Here is a 3,133-nt window from a genome sequence, read left to right on the forward strand (position 1 = left end):
GTTTCGTCGGTGCCGCCAATCCTACCGTCGGCGACATCAGCACCGAACTCTTCGAGTTCAATGACTTCGAGGTGTCTCACGAGGACATCAAGAGCTCGCCGCTGTTCGGCATCGGTGTCGGCTACCAGTTCAATACTTGGCTGCGGTTCGACGTCACCGGAGAATATCGCGGCAAGTCTCTATTCATCGCCCAGGACCGCTATCCTGGCGGTAATGGCTCCTTCAGCGTAGCCAGCAACGACGCCGACGGCCTCTTCCTGCCCGGCACGAATGAATACACCGCCGACATCGAGAGCTGGGTCGGCCTTGCCAACGCCTATATCGATCTTCCCACCGATAGGTGCGTCACGCCTTACGTCGGCGGCGGTATCGGCCTTGCGTCGATCTCCGTGCTGGGTCTGAAGGACGTCAACGTGCCGAATTTTGGTGTCGCTTATGGCGCCGATCACACGGAGACGAATTTCGCCTGGGCCTTCTATGGCGGTCTCGCTTACGACGTCAATCCATCGGTCACGCTCGACCTGTCCTATCGCTACCTCGATCTCGGCGATGCACGGAGCGGCCGCGTCACCGCTTACGACAATTCCAGCTCCTACGCGGGCGTGGACATCAACGACATCACCTCGCACGACCTGATGTTCGGCGTGCGCTGGAAGCTGGGGCATCAGACTGCCGCGCCGATGCCGGTCGCCTTTAAGTAGCCCATCCACCACCAGACTGTCAGCCTTACCGCCCGTCCTCGCGACGGGCGGTTTTTTGTCGAAATCAATTTCGATGTCATCGCCCGGCTTGACCCGCCTGCGGCCCGAAGCATCAAGCCGGATGACGCTGAGACCAGCCTTCGGGGGGCGATGGGCCGGCGATCCACTAACCACTGGCCTTTACTATCGGACGCGCCTTGGCTTACTGGATGCCCGCCTTCGCGGGCACGACAACAAGAGGTGCATCAGCTCGTGACTACACCGCCAAAGCCGGCGAAACGGCCCGAAAATCCGCGCTTCTCCTCCGGCCCTTGCACCAAGCACAAGGGCTGGTCCTTGGAAGCGCTCAAGGGCGCGCTGCTCGGCCGCAACCACCGCCGGCCGGAGACCAAGGCGCGCATCGAGGCGGCGCTTCACAAGACGCACGCGCTGCTCAAGCTGCCGGACGGCTATCGCGTGGCCCTGGTGCCCGCGTCCGACACCGGCGCGGTGGAGATGGCGCTGTGGTCGCTGCTCGGACCGCGCGGCGTCGACGTGCTCGCTTGGGAAGCCTTCAGCAGCGATTGGGTGACCGACATCGTCGAGCAGCTCAAGATTGCCGACATCCGGGCGCTGACCGCGCCGTACGGGGAGCTGCCGGATCTCAGCCAAGTCGATTTCAGCCGCGACGTGGTGTTCGCCTGGAACGGCACCACCTCGGGCGTGCGCGTGCCGAACGCGGATTGGATCGCGGGCGACCGCGAGGGTCTCACCATTTGCGATGCGACCTCGGCCGTGTTCGCCCAAGACATCGATTGGCGCAAGCTCGATGTCGCGACCTATTCCTGGCAGAAGGTGCTGGGCGGCGAGGCGCAGCACGGCATGCTGATCCTGTCTCCGCGCGCCATCGAACGGCTGGAAAGCTACACGCCACCTTGGCCGTTGCCGAAGCTGTTCCGCATGACGAACAAGGGCAAGGTGATGGACGATTTGTTCGCGGGGCAGACCATCAACACGCCGTCCATGCTGTGCCTCGAGGACTATATGGACGCGCTTGCCTTCGTCGAGACCATCGGCGGCCTGAAGGGCGCGATGGCCCGCGCCGACGCCAACGCAAAAGCCATCGCCGATTGGGTTGCAAAAACCCCGTGGGTGGATTTCGTGGCGACCGACCCCGAGACGCGTTCCAACACGTCCGTGTGTCTCAAGGTCGTCGATCCCGAGATCGCGGCGCTGTCGCCTGAGTCGCGGGACGATTTTCCGCGGCGCATGGCGGCGCGGCTCGAGCAGGAAGGCGTGGCGTACGACATCGCCGCGTATCGCGCCGCGCCTCCGGGCCTGCGGGTTTGGACCGGGTCCACGGTCGAGACCTCCGACGTCGAAGCCCTGATGCCGTGGCTCGACTGGGCCTTCATGTGCGAGAAACAGGCATTAGCCAAAGCGGCCTGAGCGCACTGGCAACGGTCCAGCGGTTCGCTATACTCCAGCCATGAGCAAATTGTGGGAACAAGCGATCGCTAAAGTGCAGGCGCTCCCTGAAGAAGATCAGGATGCGCTTGCCGCTCTCTTGCTATCAGTAACCAACGCTGATGGGTCCGCCATTCCGCTTGACGATAGAACGCGCATGGCCATTCGGGAGGGCCTTGCGCAGGCGGAGCGCGGCGAATTCGTTCCGGATGATGTCGTTGCCGAAGCCGACAGACGCCACGGCATATGAGGGTCCGCTATACCCCGCGTGCCTTCGCGGATCGGGAAGAAATCTTCGCCTATCTCGACGCTCGTAATCCGCGCGCTGCGCGAGAAGTCAAGGCCTTCATCAAGGAACGCATCGCACGTTTGGCCGGTAATCCGCGACGAAGCCCGCTGATCAGAGCGTTCGGCGTGCATGCGCACTGGCTCGGGCGCTACCCGTACATCATCTATTATCGCATTGTGGAGGATGAGATCTGGATCATCCATATCCGGCACGTGGCCCGCGAGCCGTGGCGCGGAGAACAATCGCGGTAGCAGTACTCGCGTTGGCCGCGAAGCCGCGCTATAACGGCATACGGCCCTGCGCTTCCGCGGGGCCGTTTCTGTGTTTTTCTCCAGAATTTAGGGGACTTTATCGTGGCCAATGTCGTGGTCGTCGGCTCCCAATGGGGTGACGAGGGCAAGGGCAAGATCGTGGACTGGCTGTCCGAGCGCGCCGACGTGGTCGTGCGCTTTCAGGGCGGCCACAACGCCGGCCATACGCTCGTGGTCGACGGCACGACCTACAAGCTGTCACTGCTGCCCTCGGGCGTGGTGCGCAAGAACAAGCTCGCGGTGATCGGCAACGGTGTCGTGGTCGATCCCTGGGCCTTGGTGGAAGAGATCGCCCGCATCGAGGCACTCGGTGTCACCATCTCTCGCGAGAATCTGCGGATCGCCGAGAACGCTACCCTGATCCTGCCGCTTCACCGGGAACTCGA

The 3,133-nt window shown here is 63.0% G+C and carries 5 protein-coding genes; all 5 read left to right on the plus strand.

Annotation, left to right across the window (positions count from 1 at the left end):
• Nucleotides 1-701: outer membrane protein (locus ACSLE4_RS05875; RefSeq protein ID WP_435903546.1), on the plus strand; the 701-nt coding region annotated here is incomplete at its 5' end.
• A 252-nt stretch (nucleotides 702-953) separates the two neighbouring features.
• Nucleotides 954-2,129 carry a phosphoserine transaminase gene (locus tag ACSLE4_RS05880; RefSeq protein WP_435903547.1) on the plus strand — a complete coding sequence of 392 codons (1,176 nt, stop codon included), beginning with the start codon at nucleotides 954-956 and terminating at the stop codon, nucleotides 2,127-2,129.
• Between the two features lie 40 nt (nucleotides 2,130-2,169).
• Nucleotides 2,170-2,397 (plus strand): hypothetical protein, encoded by a 228-nt coding sequence (locus ACSLE4_RS05885; protein WP_435903548.1) that lies wholly within the window; start codon nucleotides 2,170-2,172, stop codon nucleotides 2,395-2,397.
• Nucleotides 2,394-2,687, plus strand: coding sequence for a type II toxin-antitoxin system RelE/ParE family toxin (locus ACSLE4_RS05890; protein ID WP_435903549.1), 294 nt, complete (start codon nucleotides 2,394-2,396; stop codon nucleotides 2,685-2,687). Before ACSLE4_RS05885 ends, ACSLE4_RS05890 begins: the two co-directional genes overlap by 4 nt.
• 102 nt (nucleotides 2,688-2,789) lie before the next feature.
• The coding region (locus ACSLE4_RS05895) for an adenylosuccinate synthetase (RefSeq protein WP_435903550.1) at nucleotides 2,790-3,133 on the plus strand (344 nt) is incomplete at its 3' end.

It is taken from the genome of Methyloceanibacter sp., from assembly GCF_051306395.1.
Classification (GTDB): domain Bacteria; phylum Pseudomonadota; class Alphaproteobacteria; order Rhizobiales; family Methyloligellaceae; genus Methyloceanibacter.